The organism is Vibrio cyclitrophicus (genome assembly GCF_024347435.1).
In the GTDB taxonomy this organism is placed as follows: Bacteria; Pseudomonadota; Gammaproteobacteria; order Enterobacterales; family Vibrionaceae; genus Vibrio; species Vibrio cyclitrophicus.
In genome coordinates, this window is record NZ_AP025481.1 from 363,981 (window position 1) to 383,411 (window position 19,431).

A 19,431-nucleotide genomic window follows, 5' to 3' on the forward strand; every position below is an offset into this window, starting at 1 on the left:
GTTAAGAATCCATGACTATTGGAAAATACCTAGAACAACGAGCGTATGTACTCTTTTACTCGATCTATGTGCTTCTTCTGATCAATCTCGGACTGTTGGTTAGCTTCAAGAAATCGCTCTGCGTATTTGTCGTAGATTTTGTTCTCCAAAAATAGCAAATACAGTTTTGGATCGATATGGCCGCTGGTGGCCATGTCGGTCATGATATTGAGCGATTCGTCTAAGTGTTTGCCTTTTTTGTACGGACGGTCGCTTGAGGTTAGAGCTTCAAACACATCGGCAATCGCCATGGCTCGAGACGGTAAAGGCAATTGATCCTCGCTTAGGCCTCTTGGGTATCCCTTACCATCGATACGCTCGTGGTGTCCGCTCGCGATGTCTGGAATGTTTTTGAGATAAGACGGATAAGGGAGCTTATTGAGCATGGTGAAAGTCTGAATGATATGGTCGTTGATCATGAAACGTTCTTCGTCGTTTAAGGTGCCACGACGTACTTTCAAATTATGCAGTTCACCTTGATTATATTTTACTTCTCCAGGTTTAAGAACGAACTCTTCTTGCCACATATCTGCAGGGTTAAAGCCATTATCCCACTGTATTTTATGTTCTGGCTTATCAGCAAGTAACGGCTCCATCACAGGTAAAATAGGCTCTTTGCTATTTGATGGCTTCTCGTTTGGTTCTGTGATGTTCTGTTGAGTGTTAAATCTCTCTTTTTCAGACCAAGATAACCCTAATTGATCGTCTAATGTGCGCTTCCATGTACGTTTTGCTATTTGATCTAAGCGTGCAAGCTGCTCTTCCGTCATTGATTCACTGCCCAGGTTGCAATCAGCAACGAAGGCAAATTCTTCATCTAATTCTGACAAGTTTTGTTCGAGTACTTTAAGTTGATCTTCTTGAAGCGCCCCGTTAGCTATGGCTTTCCAATAGTCGGTTTCCGCTTGTTGTTTTAACAGCTCAAAACGCATGCGAACTTCGTGGATTCGGTCATAAATCGTCTCGAGTTTTGTTGCTTTGTCTACCACATATTCCGGCGTGGTGACTTTACCGCAATCGTGAAGCCATGCAGCGAGCATCAACTCTTCCCACTGCTTACTATCTAATGAAAATTGCGGGTAATAACGGTCATCATCAATCGTGGCTTGGGTTAGCCATTTAGTGAGTTCTGGGACTCTTTGGCAATGGCCACCGGTGTAAGGTGATTTGGTATCAATTGCCGATGCAATCAGCTCGATGAAAGCATTGAGCATGTTTTTTTGTTGTTGCATTTGGTCGATATTGTCTTTAGCTATTTCAGCAAAGCTGAGCAGTTCTCTTAAAAAGGCATGCTTGTCGGCCTGCATCTTAGTGATCGGTCTTTCATAACCAATGGCAACAATGCCGACCAACAGTTTTTCGCGGTTCAATAGTGGAAACAGATACAGGTCTGAATTGAAGATCGAGTCTTGATAATAATTAAGAACGTTGTCTTCGCGGTTTAGATGGATGGTTTCGCCTGCTTTAAGTTGGCATAGTAACCAAGGGGTATGCTTGATGAAGTCATTGATGTCCGCTTTAAAAGGAATAATGGCGAGATTAGCAGCCGTATCAAACACATCTTTTTCTTCTGATTGAGTGAAAAGCACGATGGTTTCAGCTTTGGTAATTAAATAGCTTTGATGAGCAATGTTCTTAGCGAGTATCGAAAATTCCTGATTACCCGCTGTATCTCGAAGTAGGGTGATCAAGTCATGAAGAGTGTGCTCCATGAGTTCAATAGAGTGTGTAAGGTTTGCTACCTCTTGAATCATGCTTTTTGGATAGTGGGTTCGTCTGAAGTCAAATCGCGCAATGTTGTCTGTGAGTTGCATGAGTGTATTGAGTGGTTGAGATAAGCGATTCGCCACAAACCATACGATGCCGAAACAGATAAACAACATACCAATTGCAACAGCCACTTGCTTATCACGCATAGAGATGAGGTCAGCCAGTAGATCATTGTGTGGTGTCGCTTCTGCCAAATATAGTGTGACATGTTGAGTGAGTTCGACAGGTGTTAACGTTAATGCCCAAGTATTTAAATTGTACTCCACGTTTTTTAGGTTGAGATTAAACTTCTCTTCATCTGAGATAAGGGGCCCTAATACGGATGCTTTCAGAGCTGCCATCTGCTCACGTTTAGGTATACTAAAAAAGCTTGGATCTTGTTCGCTACCCGATAGTTTTCCTACAGGGTGACCACCTAGTTTTGCTTCCTGATTGGTTGGAGGGGCTAGGTTAGGTATTGATAGATCAAGTTGATGCTCGCCAAGAAGGTTAAAGTGTTGGTCGAATAGAGCTAATCGTGTTTGCGGAGAGTAGGCCAGCTTACTGATTTGAGAAGAGAGAGATTTTAGCGTGAAATCGGCACCAACCACATGCTTGCCGTCTGCAGAACGTCTAGAGAGTGTAATACCATGGGTTTGAAGGAAATAGAACTGATAGGGTTCAGAAAGTTGTATTGAACCATCGGGCTTTGCGTTGCGAAACCAAGGTCGAGTCGTGGGGTTAAATTTGCTCTCAGCTTGTACTGTGCTGATCACTTGGTGTGCACCATCTAGAAAATTAATCACGTTTTCGCCGTCTAGATTGGTTGTGCTGACCATCATGGTAGCCTTGGATGGCGCATTGTTTTCAGCTCTTTGTTTAATAGACGTCAAAGGGCGAAAAATTCTGAATTCACCATCATCAGAGCCATAAAACAAAGCCATTAAATTGTTATTCTGTTTGAAGATAATATCGACTGACGCCAACCAAGACTCTTTTTCAATTGAAGCGTTTTGATGATCCACAAACGGGCTTACCGCCATCACATTTAAAGTGGTAACAACAGGCGCAATGGCTTGTTTAAATATCGATTCCAGCTTATCGCGATGTTCGTTACTTACTTCGCGAACGGTACCCAATAACAAATCTTGAGAATGGCGATAGCTTATCGATATCAAAACGGTACCGACCAGCGTCGTCAAAATTAAGAAAAGGCTCGTGATGTGGATACTCAGCGGGTATCGTCTGCGTTTCATCTAACACTCCGGTTTGTTAACTGGTTTAAGTATTGACGAACTTGGGTAGGTTGCAAAAAATTGGTGTAATTTGCGAAATCAAACAGGTTCTTGAGCCAAGGTTCTGCGTTTTTTCGATGCGGGATGGATAAATCTAATCGTTAAACAAGGCTTTACTAACGAAGCTTTATGGTGACGCGTAAATGAAGTGATAATAAACCTTGATGTTTAGATGCTAATTGTCACTTTCAACTGATAAACTGGTCAAATTGTTGCCACGAGGCACTTATTTTCAGAAGAAGGTACAGGAGTGTTTTTTCTGAGAAACGTTTAAAGACCGAGCTAAAAGGGCATTGATTCATGGAACTCAAAGTAGATACTCACACCCACACATACGCCAGTGGTCATGCATACAGCACGCTGATCGAAAACGCAAAATCGGCAAAGCAAAACGGATTAACCATGTTTTGTACTACCGATCATTCAGAGTCAATGCCAGGCGCGCCACACTATTGGTTTTTCAGCAACCAGCGTGTGCTCCCTCGTTTTATTGAAGATGTCGCTATTATTCGAGGTGTCGAGTCAAACATCATGAACACACAGGGTGAAATCGATATTCATCCGAGTGTGGATAAGAACTTGGATTGGGTGATCGCGAGTTTTCATGAGCCAGTATTTCGCCCCTCGGATGTCACTACCCATACAGAAGCATTGTTGAATGTGATTAAAGGCGGCCGAATTGATGCACTTGGTCATTTAGGAAACCCAAATTTTGATTTCGATTTTGAAGCTGTGATTCAATGTGCGGCGGAACATAATGTCGCAATCGAAATTAATAACACCACGCTTAAAGGCAATAGTCGCGTTGGCAGTGTTGATCGTTGTTACGAGATCGCAAGAATTGCTAAAGCGAAAGGTGCGTTTATTACGACAGGTAGCGATGCGCATTTCTGCATAGATGTGGGCGGGTTGGATCTCGTGTCTTCACTACTTGATGAGGTGGGCGTGGATTCGAGCAAGGTTATTACCCATTCACCACAGCAATTCTTAGCTTTTTTGGCATTGCGTGGTCGTCAATCGATTGCCGAGTTTTCGGTATTTGAATGATGGTTTGCCTGGTACTTGTCAGTAATTAGCTAGCTAGTTTGCATTTCGACACAATCAATTTTTGTGCTCGATGGATTTTTGTATACACTAGCCGAAAATAATAAAGTCGAAGTGCCTCAACAACGATGGCGCTATCTTCAAAGACATCGCTTCATCTGGAGAAACAATGAAAACTCGCTCAATCCTTTTATCTGGCTTAATCGCTGCTGCGTTATTGTCTGGCAACGCATTTGCTAATGTCGATCTTAAGAAAAATATGCAAGAAATGAAGCTTGCATTCAAACAAGCGGCTGAAGCTCAAAGCATCGAAGAGATGCAAAAGCCTATAGTACGTATCGACACGTTAGTTGCTGAGCTGAAAACGGGTGTTTACCCAATTGAAAAAGAAGAACACTTCATGGAAGGCTTCAAAAAAATTAGTGTATCAATTGATAGCATTGAGCAGAAGCTAGACCAAGGTGACTTTGAATCTGCACAGCAAGAACTTCGTACTATTGACGGCCTTCGTGAAGAGTATCACGAGAAGCGTAATCCGAGTATTTGGAGCAAGATCTTCGGTTAAACAAACCAAGACTAAAACAAGTAACGTATATAGCGCCGACTTACATCTCCTTCTTGAGAGGACGAAGTAAGGCGGCGTTTTTTATTGCCTATTTTCCCGAAGGCTTACTGCAAAGAAATACGCAATACTTTCTTAGCTCTGATGCTGTAACCGGTTTATAACGAAAAAGAGTGTGCGTTAGCTTCAATTTTTTAACCTGATGTTAATCTTTACGTGTACCTATATTCCAAGTGCCTCATAATAAGGGAAATTTATAAAAATTTGGAATGATGCGCCGAACCTCGTTCAACTTCTCTATGTTACTTGCAACAGCACTAAGCTGGGCATTGGTAACATTAATGCCTGTTATCAATGCTCATGGTAATAGTGCGGGAGTATGGGCGTCGTTATGTACGGTTAATGGCTTTGAACTGGTTCAAATTGAAGAAGGTGAACCAAACACACATAAAGGTAAACCGTGTCCGTTTAGCCATTTTTCCACGTTTCACCAAGATGAACTTCCAACTACACTACTGACAACTCGACTGAGTTCTATTGTCTCTGACAGCTACGCTTTTTTGGCTCTAAGCGAACGCTATACGAGGCAAGCCCCGCGCGGCCCTCCCTTTGATATTTCTTAAACCTAACCCACTAAAATAATTAAAAAATAAAGTATTAAGTAAAGTTAAACATGCTCAGATTACTTTCTGATTTTTCAGAAGGTATGTTTGCATGTGTCAAAGGAAATAATAATGTTGAGAAATGAATCTCAAAGCTCTGCGAAAGCACAAGCGACTTCGCAGTCTACAAGCAGTGTAACAACCGGTTCGAGAACCAATATAAAAAACAAAGACCGCAATAAAACTCTCTACTTCCTCACTTGGCGCTGGCACTTCTATGCCGGGCTATTCGTTATCCCATTCATGTTGATGTTGAGTATTACTGGTTTGGTGATGTTGTTTGATGATGAAATTGAACTCGCTTTCCATCAAGACGCGATTGAAATTGTTGCATCGGGCGAACCGATCAAGGTGTCGCAACAATTAGCTGCCGTACAGCATCAATACCCACAAGGTACGGTGACACAGTTTGTTCCGAGTAAAGTCCCTGATCTTGCGAACCGATTTTCTGTATCGCTTGAAGATGGCACTTCCGTTTTCGCCACGGTGAATCAATACACTGGTGAAGTGGTAGGAGAAATCCCGCGCAGCGATAGCCTGTACCAACTGGCGAATGACATTCACGGCACTTTGTTGATTGGTGATTGGGGTGATTACCTAATTGAAGTCGCAATAAGCTTATCGATTCTGCTTCTTATCAGTGGTATTTACCTATGGTTACCAAGAGATAACGCAAGCCGTGCCGGTTTTCTTAAGTTGAGATTTGCTTCAGGAACGCGTATTTTAATGCGTGATCTGCATGCGAACATCGGTGGAACACTGTCATTCATTCTTCTGTTATTTATTCTTTCGGGATTGTCATGGACAGGTTTTTGGGGCGGTAAGCTAGTGCAAGCATGGAGTACTTTTCCTGCTCAAATGTGGGACGACATTCCTCTGTCTAACGAAACGCATGCTTCTTTAAATCACGGGTCTGAGGAGGAAATGCCTTGGAACCTAGAGCAAACGCCACTGCCTTTGTCTCAAGATAAGCCAGCAGAACACGTCCACCAAGTAGAAGAAGCGTTTGAAGCTCATGATCATTCTAAGATGGGTGAGGATCATTCTCAGCATGTATTATCTGCGAGTAATTTCTCGATTGATGATGTGATAGCAAAAGCTCAATCTCTTGGTTTTACGCAATATAAAGTCAATTTCCCGCGCTCAGAAACGGGTGTTTACACCGTGGCTGCGAATACCATGGGCGGTGACATTATCGATCCAACCCAAGATCGCACGACTCACCTCGACCAATATTCAGGGCGCATCCTAGGAGAGGTGACGTGGCAAGATTACAATTTATTCGCCAAAACCTTAGCCGTGGGTATTTCTCTGCACCAAGGTGATATCAGTATCATCAACAAGCTTCTAAACGCGTTGTTCTGTCTGGCATTCATTTTGGTGTCAGTGACTGGTGGAGTAATGTGGTGGATGCGCAGACCTTCAGGCCAGAGAAAGTTGGGAACGCCACCGAAGTTTGGCGATGTTGGACTTTGGAAAGTGGGCTTAGCGACCGTGGTGGTTATTTCAGTACTGTTTCCACTCGCAGGTGCCACCATTGTGACGGCAATGCTACTGGATTGGTTGTTGGTTTCGCGAGTTGAGAAATTCAAGACGGCATTGAGTTAATTGAGACGTAAACGGACTTTCTCGACTTGAGAAAGTCCGTTTTATTAATCAGATGGGTGATTCCTTTGTGAGGAAGACTTTAGACTTGATACAGCTCTAGATTTGATAAAGCTTTAGATCTGATACAGCTCTAGCGGCAGGCCGTCTGGGTCGGCGAAAAACGTAAATGATCTCCCCGTAAACTCATCAACTTGAATCGGTTCGACTTCAATGCCTTGTTCTTCCAAATAGCTTTTGGCATGTTGAACGTCATCAACACAAAAAGCCAAATGTCTCAGCCCTTGAGCTTCTGGAAAGCTTGGTCTTTCAGGTGCGTCGGGGAAGCTGAATAATTCTATTTGAGCGCCATTAGGCAGAGCTAAGTCAAGCTTGTACGACTGGCGCGCTTCACGATAATTCTCTGCAATCACTTCAAGCTTTAAAACTTCCGTATAAAAGCGTTTAGAGACTTCGTAGTCTGAGCAAATAATGGCGGCGTGGTGTATTCCTTTCAGCATTAGTTTATTTCTCCGGCCAGCTTATCGCTCAAGTGTTCCATTGCGTAATCGATGAATACACGCAATCGAGCAGGCATGTATTTGGTTTGAGCAAACTGCATCGCGATTGCGCCATGGTAGTTACTCTTGATGGTCCAATCTTCTAGCACTTGCACAACAGAACCTTCAGTCAGCGCATCTTGGATTACAAAATCATGGAAAATACCTACACCAAGTCCTTCTTTAACGCCTTTAAGTCGCATCTGTGAGTGGTTTACAGCGTAACGCCCACTGACGGGTACTGTGTGAAATTCATCATCTTTAAGAAAGTCCCAAATGTGGTCTTTGTCTGTTTCGGCAAGATACAAACAATCGTGCTCTGAAAGCTCTGTCGGGTGGTAAGGAGTTCCTTTCGCTTCAAGGTAGTCAGGGCTCGCACACAGTACGAGGTTAGTTTTCCCTAACTCCTTCAAAACCAGGCTCTCGTCGGGTTTATCGGTAAGACGAAACGCGATGTCGATACCTTGACGTAAGATATCGATGTCGCCATCAGCGGCTCTTAACTTAAGTTGAATCTCAGGATATTGATTTAAGAAAGGAACGACAAAGGGTTGTAATACCGAATTCAAGAAGGCTTCCGGCGCTGCTACCGTTATTGAGCCTGCAGGATCTGTATGATCGGACGTCGACAGTTCAACAGCCTGTTGGGCGGCATTTATCATAACGACACTTTGATCGTAAACCAGTTGCCCAGCTTGAGTGATGATTAGGGTACGAGTTGTTCGTTCAAACAGCTTTACTGATAAGGCCTTTTCCAAGCGAGTAATCAACTTACTGAGTGCTGAAGGCGTCACGCCCAGCTGTTTTGCAGCAGCGGTAAAACTTCCTTCGTTTACCACCAAAATGAAGGATGCGAGATCTGGGAGTAGGGCAATCAGTTTTGGGTTGATCATAAGTATCCAATTAAACAAGTTTCAACGTGAGCGCTATGGCAATTGTGAGTGATTACTTGTTATTTGTGAATCAATTTCATTAATTGCATTAATTACGTAGTCTGATCGGCCTGATCGTTTTATGTGTTTCCATCTCATCTGTATAGCGTCACAGAGGCTATACATTCTGAGGTAAACGGAGAATCATCACTATATCGTACTGAGATGAAAAATTGATATTCGATATGAAAGCAAAATTAGACGGTAATTGATGGGAGCTTGGCGTTAAAAAGAACAACATTGAGGTGTTAATGTGCTCTGTATCACTGGGATGAATCATTATTAGTGCCTGTGATTCATTAATGTTTTTCCAACTGGAGGGATAATCGAAAAGGGCATGTTCAACTAGAATAGAGGTATAAGTTTTACAGTGTAAATGATCGAATTGAAATCGTTTACATTCCCTACATAATGCGGCGCGCGATGCTGCTGAATAATAACTAGGAAGGAATAGAACAATGTCTTCTGCATTTTACCAACAGATTCAAAACCAAATCGAAGAAGTTAAAGAAGAAGGTCTTTACAAGTCTGAGCGCATTATCACTTCTGCTCAAAAAGCAGCGGTTTCCATCTCGACAGGTGAAGAAGTACTAAACTTCTGTGCAAACAACTACTTAGGCCTTGCTAACCACCCAGCTCTTATCGAAGCTGCTAAAGATGGTATGGATCAGCACGGTTTTGGTATGGCTTCAGTACGTTTCATCTGTGGTACTCAAGATTCTCACAAAGAACTAGAGCAAAAGCTATCTACGTTCCTAGGTAAAGAAGACACTATTCTTTACACATCTTGTTTTGATGCGAACGCTGGCCTATTCGAAACGATTCTAGGCAAAGAAGACGCAATCATTTCTGATGCTCTAAACCACGCATCTATCATCGATGGTGTTCGTCTGTGTAAAGCAATGCGCTTCCGCTACGCAAACAACAACATGGAAGAGCTAGAGCAACAACTTATCGCAGCTAAAGAAGCGGGCGCTCGTCACACGCTTATCGTAACTGACGGCGTATTCTCTATGGACGGTGTAGTGGCTAACCTTCCTGCTATTTGTGACCTTGCAGACAAGTACGGTGCACTAGTAATGGTTGATGATTCTCACGCAGTAGGTTTCATGGGTGAAAACGGCGCAGGTACTCACGAGTTCCACAACGTTGTTGACCGTATCGACATCATCACTGGTACGCTTGGTAAAGCAATGGGTGGCGCTTCAGGCGGTTACACTGCTGGTAAGAAAGAAGTAATCGACTGGTTACGTCAGCGTTCTCGTCCATACCTGTTCTCTAACTCTGTTGCACCTGCAATCGTATCGGCGTCTATCCGCGTTCTAGATCTTCTTGCGGAATCTGGCGACCTGCGTACTCAACTATGGGAAAATTCTGCTCACTTCCGTACTCGCATGGAAGACGCTGGTTTCACAATGGGTGGTGCTGACCACGCTATCATCCCAATCATGCTTGGTGATGCAAAAGTAGCGGCTGAATTCGCAGAGCGCGCTCTAGAGAAAGGCATCTACGTTGTCGGTTTCTCTTTTCCTGTCGTACCAAAAGGTCAAGCTCGTATCCGTACGCAAATGTCTGCTGCACACTCTCGTGAGCAACTAGACCGCGCAATCGATGCGTTCATCCAAGTTGGTAAAGACATGGGTATCATCTAATTTTAAAGGGGTGCCACGAGCATCCTTTAATTAGATAGAGCAACACCCAATAGAACATATAGATTTTTGATTCTCGCCTTACAGTTAGGCGAGATGAACTGGATAACATTATGAAAATTAAAGCACTTTCTAAGCTTAAGCCTGAAGAAGGCATCTGGATGACCGAGGTTGAAAAACCTGAAATGGGTCATAATGATCTTCTTATCCGCATTAAGAAAACTGCAATTTGTGGTACTGATGTACATATCTATAACTGGGATGAGTGGTCACAAAATACAATCCCAGTACCTATGGTAGTAGGTCACGAATACGTGGGTGAAGTTGTTGGTATTGGCCAAGAAGTTCGTGGTTTTGAAATCGGCGACCGTGTATCTGGCGAAGGTCACATCACATGTGGTCACTGTCGTAACTGTCGTGGTGGCCGTACTCACCTTTGTCGTAACACAACAGGTGTTGGTGTAAACCGCACAGGTGCGTTCTCTGAGTTCCTTGTGATCCCTGCGTTCAACGCATTTAAGATCCCTGCAGGAATCTCTGACGACCTAGCATCAATCTTCGACCCGTTTGGTAATGCAGTTCACACAGCGCTTTCTTTCGACCTAGTAGGCGAAGATGTGCTAATTACGGGTGCTGGCCCAATCGGTATCATGGCTGCAGCTGTTGCTAAGCACGTTGGTGCTCGTCACGTTGTTATCACTGATGTAAACGAATACCGCCTAGATCTCGCTAAAAAAATGGGTGTAACTCGCGCAGTAAACGTGATGGAAGAGAAGCTTGAAGACGTAATGGCTGATCTTGGCATGACTGAAGGCTTCGATGTAGGCCTAGAAATGTCTGGTAACCCATCTGCGTTCAACAGTATGCTGACTAACATGAACCATGGCGGTAAGATCTCTCTACTAGGTATTCCACCATCAGACATGGCAGTAGACTGGAACCAAGTAATCTTTAAAGGCTTGGTTATCAAAGGTATCTACGGTCGTGAAATGTTCGAAACTTGGTACAAGATGGCGTCACTAATCCAGTCAGGCCTAGATCTAACACCAATCATTACTCACCACTACAAAGTGGACGACTTCCAGAAAGGCTTCGACATGATGCGCTCTGGTATGTCAGGTAAAGTAATTCTTGATTGGGAATAAGCTTTAGCTGAGTAACAAGATATTAGAAAGGCGACAGTTTTTACTGTCGCCTTTTTTACATCTCGGAACTCAAGAAAATGGGCGATATGATCAAGGTTCAGTTGCCCATTTTTTACAGCAATGAGTTGTTAACCCAATGCAGCAGCCTGCATGATTAGGCCACAGATGTAAGCGCCGTATGTACCGAGTGCGTAACCAAGTACAGCCATTCGACTTGTATGGTTTATATGTCGAGGAATGTTTCAACAATGTAAAAATTGAATTCATTTTTACAGAGCGATGAGAAATTAAAAATAATGGGTAGATCACATAAATCCTAAAGATCGCCGAGTTTAGCACGCTCTACCTAGTTAGCCGGTGCCCTGTTCGAGCTGTAGGTAAAGGTATGGGCAAAGAAAAAGCGGCATGAGAGCCGCTTTCTGAATTGGTATAGAGAATGGTTAGCTAGAACTTGCTTAGGACTCCTCTTCCTCAAAGCCGTCTGCATAACCTTTTGGCGGTGGTGTCCAGCCACGTTCGGAGCGAGAATGCTTGTCTGAACGGTCTTTTTTCATGTCTTCTTTCATCGCTTCTTCCAGGTGAATGAAGATCTGTCGGTAGTTATTGTCGTAGCGTGGATTTTCTTCGGCTTCAGACCAAGCTTGATAAAGCTTTTCAGATTTACGACTTTCGACACGTTGATACGTTGATTTTTGCTGTTCAACAAAAAATGGATGATGCCCAAGAGAACGCAAGGCTTGTGCGCCCATCTCAAGTGCTGAATGGTACGTTTCTGATTCCACAAAATCGGCGCCGGCTTCTCTTAAGCGATAGCTATGACCACGGTCAAATGCACGCGCCAAGATTTTAACTTTTGGATACGTGTGTTTTACGTACTTCACTAATTCGACGCTAGAATCTTGATTATCGATAGCAACAACAAGCATCGCGGCTTCTTCGATACCCGCGGTATGCAACAAGTCGTGACGAGTAGCATCACCAAAGTAAGATTTAATATTGATGGAGCGTAATAAGTCCACTTGGTTTGCTTGATGATCCAATACTACGGTATTGACGTCATTTGATACCAACAAGCGGTTTACTATCTGACCAAATCGGCCGATGCCTGCAATGATAACGGTACCTTTCTCTTCTATTTTGTCTTCTTCTCGATCGTTCGATTTTTGCTCGTAACGGGGCAGAATGACTTTATCAAACAGAATGAACAGACCAGGAGTTAAGAACATAGAGAGGGCAACAACCAGTGATAGTGTTTGAACAATATCCGCAGGTAATACATGGTTCTGTGCTGAGAAGCTGAGTAGTACAAAACCAAATTCCCCCGCTTGAGCCAAGCTCAATGTAAATAGCCAGCGGTCGCTGTTTTTGATTCTGAAGATTAAAGCCAGTGTAAACAACACCAAGGCTTTCAGCGCCATCACGCCAAGAGTTAAGCCAATGATGAGTGCGAAATCGTTAAATAGAACGCCAAAGTTGATACCTGCGCCTACCGTGATAAAGAACAATCCAAGCAATAACCCTTTAAACGGGTCGATGTTAGATTCCAGTTCGTGCCTGAACTCACTGTTGGCAAGTACCACACCTGCTAAGAAAGTACCTAGGGCAGGCGACAAACCAACAAGGCTCATTAGCGCGGCAATACCAATCACCAACATCAGTGCAGTTGCAGTGAAGATCTCGCGTAAGCCAGAGCTCGCAACAAAACGAAACAGTGGCCGACTTAGATAATGTCCACCGACGACCACAATCGCAATTGAAGCCGTAATAACAAGTCCGTATGCCCAACTTGGCAAACCTGCAACTAAACTGAGTTCATCATGGTGTGCAGCGGTTTGGGCGGCACTTTCTGCCAAAGCAACCAATTCAGGAAGAGCCAACAAAGGGATGAACGCCAGCATTGGGATAACGGCAATATCTTGGAACAAAAGTACCGAGAAAGCGTTTTTACCGCCTTCCGTTTTAGACAGGCCTTTCTCATTGAACGTTTGTAGAACAATGGCTGTCGATGAAAGCGCAAAGATCAAACCGATAGTTAAAGCAATCGTCCAAGGTTGACCAAAGAACTGTGCAATTCCCATCACGATAGCGGTCGTACCACCAACTTGAAGGCCACCAAGCCCCATCAATCGGTTTCTCATCGCCCATAGCATCTTAGGTTCAAGTTCAAGCCCGACTAAGAACAGCATCATCACTACACCGAACTCGGCAAAGTGCTGGATGGTTGTTGTCTCTTCGCCAACCAATCCAATGATGGGACCAATCACAACGCCAGCGATTAAGTAGCCGAGAACTGATCCAAGTCCAAGTCTTTTGGCAATAGGGACCGCAATCACGGCTGCAATTAAATAGATAAATGCTTGTAGAAAGTATCCCGTCATTATTTAACCTCTGCCATCAATTCTTCCACAATATGGTTCAACTTTTCTGCCTTGTTGGCTCTTTTGATGTTGATATCACCTGCAACCAAGGCCTTTAAAAGCGTTCTGTAGCTATCGACATGTTGTTGAATACGGTTTTCTTCTAAAGCGGTACGAGATCCAAAAAGCGCAAAAGGCGCAAGATAGTTCATCCCACATAAAGACGCGGTTTGTTCAATTGGGTGAAGCAGTTCTCGAATAGTGAAGTGGTTGTAGCCATCACTTTGGTAAGCATCCTTTTTACCGCCAGCAGTGATGCAACACAGTAAGCTCTTACCTTGTAACTCGTTGCCATCGGTTCCATAGGCGAAGCCATACTCTAGAACGAGATCTTGCCACTCTTTGAGAATTGCCGGTGTGGAGTACCAATATAAGGGGAACTGAAAAATGATGATGTCATGGTCCAATAGGCGTTTTTGCTCACGATCGATGCTGATCTTGAACGTTGGATATTCGGCATAGAGGTCGACGCACGTGACACCGTCAACGCGTTTTGCTTGCTCAAATAACGGTTTGTTTGCTTCAGAACGATGTTGAGAAGGGTGTGCGAATAGCACTAAAACTCGATTTTTCGACATATAGCCCTCTTTGTATATAAACGAATAATACCTATTGGGATTATAGATATACAATAATAGAAGAATGCTTGAAGAACAACGAATTAGCTAATAGTGATTGTTTTTTCATTATCTCATTTCGTATAGTTTACCTTGTTTTAAGGCACTGTATTGTTTATACAATTCAATACTTCGAAAGGATATGAGCTTGTAAAACTAAATATTCGTTAATAATAAAAGCTAACATTTTTACTTTATGTCACCTTAACGTTAGAACGAAACCATTCGACAACTTTTCATACAATGATAACGAATAAAGGAAAGAGTATGAGTACAGATCTGCGTCAACAATGTGATTTTTTGCTTTCTGGTCACTTAGAACCAACTCCGGCACAAACATTCGCTCAGATGGCTCACTGGTGTGAAACAAATAATGTTACTCACGATAGCTACGGTGATGGCGAGTTTATTGAGAGTTTTGAAAAGAAAGTGGCAGATCTGCTCGGTTATGAAGCGGCTGTGTTTGTTATTACGGGCACCATGAATCAACCGACTGCACTAGAAATTGCGTGCCAAGAGAGAAGAAACCCAGTAGTGGCGATGCATGAATCGAGTCATATTATGCGCCATGAACGCCAAGGGTATCAGCTTCAAAATCGTTTTAGTGTTCTTCCTGTCGGTAACGTATTCCGCACTTGGAATGTCGATGACTTAAAGGCATGGCCTGATGAAATCGCAGCCGCATTATATGAACTGCCGATGCGAGAAATTGGTGGGCAGTTACCCGAATGGGAAGAGCTTGAGGCGATTAAACAGTACTGCAAAGAGCAATCGATTCACCTTCATATGGATGGTGCCCGCTTGTGGGAGTGTGGCGCGTATTACCAAAAGCCATACCGCGAGATTGCTAAGGGGTTCGATAGCGCCTATGTCTCGCTGTATAAAGGTCTCAATGGCCTTGGTGGTTCGCTACTGTTAGGCGATAAAGCTTTTGTAGCGAAGGCATCGGCGTGGATGAAGCGCCAAGGTGGTAACGTGTATCACCGAACGCCTTATGTGGTATCTGCTGCGATGCAGTTTGATGAGCGATTAGAACTGATGCCAGCTCTGTATGAACGCACCAAACAGGTTTATCAAATATTACAAGATTACCCTCAGTTCACCGTTAATCCGCAGCAACCGCAGGTCAATATGCTTCACCTTTATTTACCTGTGAACTACGAAGACGGCATTATTGTGAGAGATAACATAGCGAAGAAACACAAGATTTGGATAGGAAGCCCAGCGATCAGTGAGTTGCCAAACCAATGTAAGATTGAATGGTATGTAGGGGATAACTTACTAAATTTGCCTGATCATGAGCTGATAGACATTCTAGATTTTATTAGCGAAGAGCTGATTTGATCACGGAAGAGTTGAGTTGACTACAGAAGAGCTGACTGAAGAAGAACTGATCTAATTGGAACTGAAATGGATACAGGAAAGAGTTCTTGTATCCATTTATATAGCTAGGATGTCCAGCTCTGTTACATATACTGGTTGATGTACACGTCGACCAAGAACATGAACACTGGAACCGTGCTGAGAAGCCCGAAGAAGACAATTGGCACCCAGTTCTTCATTTTCTTTTTAGGTTGCTCAGGGTTGTTCATAAATTCGGCCTTCAATTAGTTGTAGTTACAGTAGTAGTATTTGTAGCTGTCTAGCTTCGTGGTACTAAAAATCTAAGTGCATGGTATCAAATAAATGGGTTGAGCCCTATGTGGATTTAGAGAACCGTGGTGTGTATCAATCACATAAAATGTAAGTGATTCATAAGCGGTTCATAAAGGTTCAACAATAATGAACCTAATAGAACAAGCACTGCCTTACTCGGCATATAAAACAAATAACGTTCAAAAATTTGGAGAATACAGAATGAAAACAATAGGAAACATTATTTGGTTTCTGTTCGGTGGCGTATTTATGGGGTTAGCTTGGTGGTTCTTCGGACTGCTCGCATTTCTCACTATTGTTGGTATCCCATGGGGGCGAGCGTGTTTTGTTATGGGTAACTTCTCATTCTTCCCATTCGGTCAGGAAGCGATTTCGCGTGATGAACTAACCAATGAAATGGATATCGGTACTAGTCCGCTAGGTGTGATAGGTAATATTATTTGGTTCTTATTTGCAGGTATCTGGTTAGCAATAGGTCACATCATGTCAGCCGTGGCGTGTTTCATTACTATTATAGGTATTCCGTTTGCGATTCAGCACCTTAAGTTAGCGGTTATCTCTTTGGCGCCAATTGGTAAAACGGTTGTCGACAAGCGTGAAGCAGAAGCGGCGCGAGTAAGAAACTACAAAGGTTAAGATTACAGTATCATCTTGATTGAACTGAAAAAGCACATCGCATGATGTGCTTTTTTTATCTCTGGTTCGTTGCTTAAAAAGAAAACCAAGTTCTAAACGTTGTTGAATAGAACCTCTAACCTAAGTGTGAAATTGGCTTCTTCAATGTGCTTATCATAAGGCTCTCTTTCCCATTGGTAGCGAGGGGTTAGTTCATAGAATAACCACTCTTTCCAAACGTTTTGCCGATAAGTCACCGACACTTGTGAATATTCATAGTGGTTGTAAGGTTCGTTGGTTGCCTTGATAGTCGCGCTATATTGGAGAGCTTGATCTTGAGAAAGGTAGTGGTATAACGTCAAGCCCGTACCATATTCCCATCCTTTTAAATCATCGTTATAACCCGCAAAGTTCGACCATCTAGCTAAGAAATCATCACTTAGTGAAAGATCAAAATCGATATCGGTGATCTCTCCTGTCTCTTGCTTATCTTGATAAACACGTTGAGTCAGCCTAACTACGGCATCTGTAGTCAAAGGGTAGGTAAAACGATAGCGAGCTTCGATTCGTGGGCGCAGTGTTGCTTTGATATTGAAACTACTGTAACCCTTGGCATAGGCATCGTAGCGTAAACCTAATGCACTTTCTAATTCTTCTGAGTCGTTAGGGAAGAAATCAAAGAACTCTTCATCGCTGACTGATTCATAGATCAACTTCAACCGCTTACTGACAAAAGGAAGATGTAAACGCGCATTGAGTTTTGTTGAGTAGCCCACGTCACCACCTTCAGAGTAGATGAAATCGTTGTACCAACGGACGGACGTGCCAGCTCTAGCATCTTCTGTAATACGGTCATCAACAAAGAAGCTATCGAACCACAGGGCGGGTTGACAAAATTTACTGTTTAGGAAGTGGTAGGCTTTTTCTAAAGGAGCGTCTTCTAATGGCTGGCTGTGACACTCATTCTGTTCCTCCGCTTTAACAGAGTAGGACATGAGTGAAGCTAATAATGAGGTGCTAACTATCCAACGACTCAATGGAACCTGTTTGTTATTCTATATATCAATAGTTTAACTATAACCAAGCGATTACAACAATGCGACTTTTTAGTGGTTTATCGTGACTTTTGAGGTAGAGGCCGACAAATGAAAACGGACTCAGAAGGTGAGTCCGTTTGTGTTTACATTGATCTGTTTCTAGAACAATATTTGACCGAGCAAGGTCAAAATGTCTTAGTATCTAGATTACATTGCCGCTTCGAAGATTGCTGAAATCTCTTCGTGGGTTGCTTGTTTAGGATTAGTGAAACCACAAGCATCTTTCAGTGCGTTGTCAGAAAGTGTAGGGATGTCTTCAAGCTTCGCACCTAGTTTTGCGATACCTGTTGGGATATTTACGTCGTTTGCTAGTTGAACAATCGCGTTGATCGCTGCTTCTGCACCTTGCTCTGGTGTCATGCCTTCAATATTCGCACCCATTGCTTTTGCAACGTCACGTAGACGCTCAGGGCAAACCTGCGCGTTGTAGCGTTGAACGTGTGGAAGCAAGATAGCGTTGCATACGTCGTGTGGAAGGTCGTAGAAACCACCTAGTTGGTGCGCCATCGCGTGAACATAACCAAGAGAAGCATTGTTGAAAGCCATACCTGCCATGAATTGCGCATAAGCCATTTGTTCACGAGCTTCAATATCGTCGCCATGTGCTACGGCTGTTCTCAGGTGTGCTTGTACAAGTTCAATCGCTTTAATTGCTACTGCATCTGTAATTGGTGTTGCTGCGATAGAAACGTAAGCTTCGATTGCGTGTGTTAACGCATCCATACCGGTTGCAGCAGTTAATGATGCAGGTTTAGCAAGCATCAACTCAGGATCGTTTACGGAGATAAGCGGTGTTGTGTGTTTATCAACGATAGCCATTTTAATGTGACGAGCTTCATCGGTAATGATGCAAAAGCGGGTCATCTCAGACGCTGTTCCTGCCGTGGTATTAATCGCAATCAACGGCATCATTGGCTTTTCAGACTGATCAACGCCTTCGTAATCAGCAATCTTGCCACCGTTAGAAGCAACCAGTGCGATACCTTTTGCGCAGTCATGCGGAGAGCCACCACCAAGAGACACAACAAAATCACAATCATTGTCTGTAAGCAGTTCAAGGCCATCATTAACGTTGGTGATGGTAGGGTTTGGTTGAGTGCCATCGAAGACAACAGCTTCAACACCACGTTGGTTAAGAAGATCTTGGACCTGCTTTACCACACCAATTTGGTTCAGGATTTTATCGGTAACAATAAGCCCTTTTTTAAAGCCTTGAGACTGAATACTATCAGCAGCATCTTTCAAACAGCCTGTGCCCATGAAGTTGATTGTAGGGATGTAGAATGCACTAGACATTGGAAAACTCCGTTAATTATGATTTTTGGTTTCTTTTATGTTGTCGGTAATCAGAAGGGAGTCTTTTGATCTGAGATAAGTTTGAGCCCGAACTACCACTTTGTAATTATGTGGTGTGATAGGGCTCATATAGCAATCGTTTTTATGGTTTTATTGTGTGTTTATTATCAACATCGAAAAGCTGAATTTTGGTAGATATGCAGGGATATTGATGAATAATGTGGCGAAAAATACACATTATCGTCTTGGTTCATCTTCGTTAGAAAGGATTATTTCAAGTTCAGGCTGGGTTAGACTGTGTGTAGGTTCTGCTTCTGAAATTTCATTTTCTTCTGGCTCTTTATCATAGTATTTAACAAGAAAAGGAGTAAGCATGATAGATGACGGTAAGAAGTGCTTCATAATACCTCCGGGTATTTGAGTGTATTTCTTGTATGGTATTGGTTTAATATGTGGCAAAATTTGCGATACATCATGACTTGTTGCTTGTTTTCTATAAATTCTTAGAACTA

At 43.1% G+C, this 19,431-nt stretch carries 17 protein-coding genes; 8 read left to right on the forward strand and 9 right to left on the reverse strand.

The window, feature by feature from the left end:
* Positions 1-29 precede the first annotated feature (29 nt).
* Complete coding sequence (locus tag OCW38_RS16670; protein ID WP_010428858.1) at positions 30-3,044, reverse strand: HD domain-containing phosphohydrolase; 3,015 nt, start codon at positions 3,042-3,044, stop codon at positions 30-32.
* 339 nt (positions 3,045-3,383) lie between these two features.
* Here OCW38_RS16670 and OCW38_RS16675 point away from each other — a divergent pair, with 339 nt between their 5' ends.
* The 4 genes from OCW38_RS16675 to OCW38_RS16690 all read left to right on the forward strand — a co-directional run bounded on the left by OCW38_RS16675 (position 3,384) and on the right by OCW38_RS16690 (position 6,959).
* On the forward strand, positions 3,384-4,130 hold the full coding sequence (locus tag OCW38_RS16675) for a phosphatase (protein ID WP_010428859.1): 747 nt from the start codon (positions 3,384-3,386) through the stop codon (positions 4,128-4,130).
* Between the two features lie 166 nt (positions 4,131-4,296).
* Positions 4,297-4,692, forward strand: coding sequence for a cytochrome b562 (locus OCW38_RS16680; protein WP_010428861.1), 396 nt, complete (start codon positions 4,297-4,299; stop codon positions 4,690-4,692).
* A gap of 269 nt (positions 4,693-4,961) precedes the next feature.
* The gene (locus OCW38_RS16685; protein ID WP_016769165.1) at positions 4,962-5,312 is read left to right on the forward strand and encodes a hypothetical protein; all 351 of its coding nucleotides are present in this window, start codon (positions 4,962-4,964) and stop codon (positions 5,310-5,312) included.
* 111 nt (positions 5,313-5,423) lie between these two features.
* A complete protein-coding gene (locus tag OCW38_RS16690) occupies positions 5,424-6,959 on the forward strand; it encodes a PepSY-associated TM helix domain-containing protein (protein ID WP_016769166.1) in 1,536 nt (511 codons plus the stop codon).
* Between the two features lie 113 nt (positions 6,960-7,072).
* Here the strand turns inward: OCW38_RS16690 and gloA2 are convergent, their stop codons facing one another.
* Together gloA2 and OCW38_RS16700 are read right to left on the reverse strand one after the other, a co-directional pair.
* Positions 7,073-7,456, reverse strand: a complete 384-nt coding sequence (gloA2, locus tag OCW38_RS16695) for an SMU1112c/YaeR family gloxylase I-like metalloprotein (RefSeq protein WP_016769167.1) — start codon at positions 7,454-7,456, stop codon at positions 7,073-7,075.
* Positions 7,456-8,388, reverse strand: coding sequence for a LysR family transcriptional regulator (locus tag OCW38_RS16700; RefSeq protein WP_010428874.1), 933 nt, complete (start codon positions 8,386-8,388; stop codon positions 7,456-7,458). Before OCW38_RS16700 ends, gloA2 begins: the two co-directional genes overlap by 1 nt.
* A gap of 497 nt (positions 8,389-8,885) precedes the next feature.
* Here OCW38_RS16700 and OCW38_RS16705 point away from each other — a divergent pair, with 497 nt between their 5' ends.
* Positions 8,886-10,079: a glycine C-acetyltransferase gene (locus OCW38_RS16705; RefSeq protein WP_016769168.1), complete on the forward strand. Its 1,194-nt coding sequence runs from the start codon at positions 8,886-8,888 to the stop codon at positions 10,077-10,079.
* Positions 10,080-10,189: 110 nt separating this feature from the next.
* A complete protein-coding gene (tdh, locus tag OCW38_RS16710) occupies positions 10,190-11,221 on the forward strand; it encodes an L-threonine 3-dehydrogenase (protein WP_010428880.1) in 1,032 nt (343 codons plus the stop codon).
* 455 nt (positions 11,222-11,676) lie between these two features.
* Here the strand turns inward: tdh and OCW38_RS16715 are convergent, their stop codons facing one another.
* The gene (locus tag OCW38_RS16715) at positions 11,677-13,599 is read right to left on the reverse strand and encodes a monovalent cation:proton antiporter-2 (CPA2) family protein (RefSeq protein WP_016769169.1); all 1,923 of its coding nucleotides are present in this window, start codon (positions 13,597-13,599) and stop codon (positions 11,677-11,679) included.
* Positions 13,599-14,216, reverse strand: coding sequence for an NAD(P)H-dependent oxidoreductase (locus OCW38_RS16720; protein WP_016769170.1), 618 nt, complete (start codon positions 14,214-14,216; stop codon positions 13,599-13,601). The genes OCW38_RS16715 and OCW38_RS16720 overlap by 1 nt, the downstream gene beginning before the upstream one ends.
* Positions 14,217-14,522: 306 nt before the next feature.
* On the opposite strand from OCW38_RS16720, the gene OCW38_RS16725 reads away from it, so the two are divergent.
* Complete coding sequence (locus OCW38_RS16725) at positions 14,523-15,599, forward strand: threonine aldolase family protein (protein ID WP_016769171.1); 1,077 nt, start codon at positions 14,523-14,525, stop codon at positions 15,597-15,599.
* 122 nt (positions 15,600-15,721) lie between these two features.
* Here OCW38_RS16725 and OCW38_RS16730 read toward each other — a convergent pair whose 3' ends face one another.
* Positions 15,722-15,847, reverse strand: a complete 126-nt coding sequence (locus OCW38_RS16730; protein ID WP_016769172.1) for a hypothetical protein — start codon at positions 15,845-15,847, stop codon at positions 15,722-15,724.
* Between the two features lie 265 nt (positions 15,848-16,112).
* Between OCW38_RS16730 and OCW38_RS16735 the strand changes: the two genes are divergently transcribed.
* A complete protein-coding gene (locus OCW38_RS16735; protein ID WP_032544929.1) occupies positions 16,113-16,547 on the forward strand; it encodes a YccF domain-containing protein in 435 nt (144 codons plus the stop codon).
* Between the two features lie 92 nt (positions 16,548-16,639).
* Here the strand turns inward: OCW38_RS16735 and OCW38_RS16740 are convergent, their stop codons facing one another.
* From OCW38_RS16740 to OCW38_RS16750, 3 genes are all read right to left on the reverse strand, one after another.
* Positions 16,640-17,521: a hypothetical protein gene (locus OCW38_RS16740; protein WP_010428896.1), complete on the reverse strand. Its 882-nt coding sequence runs from the start codon at positions 17,519-17,521 to the stop codon at positions 16,640-16,642.
* Positions 17,522-17,770: 249 nt separating this feature from the next.
* Entirely contained in the window at positions 17,771-18,919 is a 1,149-nt protein-coding gene (yiaY, locus tag OCW38_RS16745) for an L-threonine dehydrogenase (protein ID WP_261896321.1), read from the reverse strand.
* Positions 18,920-19,156: 237 nt separating this feature from the next.
* Positions 19,157-19,321 carry a hypothetical protein gene (locus OCW38_RS16750; RefSeq protein ID WP_010428901.1) on the reverse strand — a complete coding sequence of 55 codons (165 nt, stop codon included), beginning with the start codon at positions 19,319-19,321 and terminating at the stop codon, positions 19,157-19,159.
* Between the last annotated feature and the right edge of the window lie 110 nt (positions 19,322-19,431).

Bases quoted from the DNA above. Each gene is read 5' to 3' on its own strand.
- OCW38_RS16740 (WP_010428896.1), bottom strand. From the start codon at position 17,521: ATGTCCTACTCTGTTAAAGCGGAGGAACAGAATGAGTGTCACAGCCAG.
- OCW38_RS16720 (WP_016769170.1), bottom strand. From the start codon at position 14,216: ATGTCGAAAAATCGAGTTTTAGTGCTATTCGCACACCCTTCTCAACAT.
- OCW38_RS16680 (WP_010428861.1), top strand. From the start codon at position 4,297: ATGAAAACTCGCTCAATCCTTTTATCTGGCTTAATCGCTGCTGCGTTA.
- yiaY (WP_261896321.1), bottom strand. From the start codon at position 18,919: ATGTCTAGTGCATTCTACATCCCTACAATCAACTTCATGGGCACAGGC.
- OCW38_RS16750 (WP_010428901.1), bottom strand. From the start codon at position 19,321: ATGAAGCACTTCTTACCGTCATCTATCATGCTTACTCCTTTTCTTGTT.
- OCW38_RS16715 (WP_016769169.1), bottom strand. From the start codon at position 13,599: ATGACGGGATACTTTCTACAAGCATTTATCTATTTAATTGCAGCCGTG.
- OCW38_RS16690 (WP_016769166.1), top strand. From the start codon at position 5,424: ATGTTGAGAAATGAATCTCAAAGCTCTGCGAAAGCACAAGCGACTTCG.
- OCW38_RS16685 (WP_016769165.1), top strand. From the start codon at position 4,962: ATGCGCCGAACCTCGTTCAACTTCTCTATGTTACTTGCAACAGCACTA.
- OCW38_RS16730 (WP_016769172.1), bottom strand. From the start codon at position 15,847: ATGAACAACCCTGAGCAACCTAAAAAGAAAATGAAGAACTGGGTGCCA.
- OCW38_RS16700 (WP_010428874.1), bottom strand. From the start codon at position 8,388: ATGATCAACCCAAAACTGATTGCCCTACTCCCAGATCTCGCATCCTTC.
- OCW38_RS16675 (WP_010428859.1), top strand. From the start codon at position 3,384: ATGGAACTCAAAGTAGATACTCACACCCACACATACGCCAGTGGTCAT.
- OCW38_RS16725 (WP_016769171.1), top strand. From the start codon at position 14,523: ATGAGTACAGATCTGCGTCAACAATGTGATTTTTTGCTTTCTGGTCAC.
- OCW38_RS16735 (WP_032544929.1), top strand. From the start codon at position 16,113: ATGAAAACAATAGGAAACATTATTTGGTTTCTGTTCGGTGGCGTATTT.
- OCW38_RS16705 (WP_016769168.1), top strand. From the start codon at position 8,886: ATGTCTTCTGCATTTTACCAACAGATTCAAAACCAAATCGAAGAAGTT.
- tdh (WP_010428880.1), top strand. From the start codon at position 10,190: ATGAAAATTAAAGCACTTTCTAAGCTTAAGCCTGAAGAAGGCATCTGG.
- gloA2 (WP_016769167.1), bottom strand. From the start codon at position 7,456: ATGCTGAAAGGAATACACCACGCCGCCATTATTTGCTCAGACTACGAA.
- OCW38_RS16670 (WP_010428858.1), bottom strand. From the start codon at position 3,044: ATGAAACGCAGACGATACCCGCTGAGTATCCACATCACGAGCCTTTTC.